General features: G+C 46.2%; 1 protein-coding gene. It reads left to right on the plus strand.

What is annotated here, in order from left to right:
• Nucleotides 1–485: isocitrate/isopropylmalate family dehydrogenase (locus ACO59Y_RS05245; protein WP_486131269.1), on the plus strand; the 485-nt coding region annotated here is incomplete at both ends.

The following is a 485-nucleotide window of genomic DNA, read 5'->3' on the forward strand; positions in this document are numbered from 1 at the left end:
GGCTTTTGATGCGGCAATGAAACGTCGTAAACACGTGACTTCTGTGGATAAAGCCAACGTATTACAAGCCTCTATCTTATGGCGTGAAGCCGTGACCGAAGTGGCGAAAGACTACCCAGAAGTCACCTTGGATCATATTTATATCGACAATGCGACTATGCAACTTATCAAAGCACCGGAATCTTTCGATGTACTCCTCTGTTCCAATATTTTTGGCGATATTATTTCTGATGAAGCGGCAATGATCACCGGTTCCATGGGGATGTTGCCATCCGCCAGCTTAAATGAAGAAGGCTTTGGCTTATATGAGCCGGCTGGCGGTTCTGCACCGGATATCGCCGGCAAAGGCATTGCCAACCCAATCGCACAAATTCTTTCTGCGGCGATGATGTTGCGTTACAGCTTTAACTTAAATGAAGCCGCAGATGCCATTGAAAATGCGGTACAAAAAGTCTTAGCAAATGGTCACCGTACCGGTGATTTAG

The sequence above is a fragment of the Rodentibacter sp. genome (assembly GCF_057314195.1).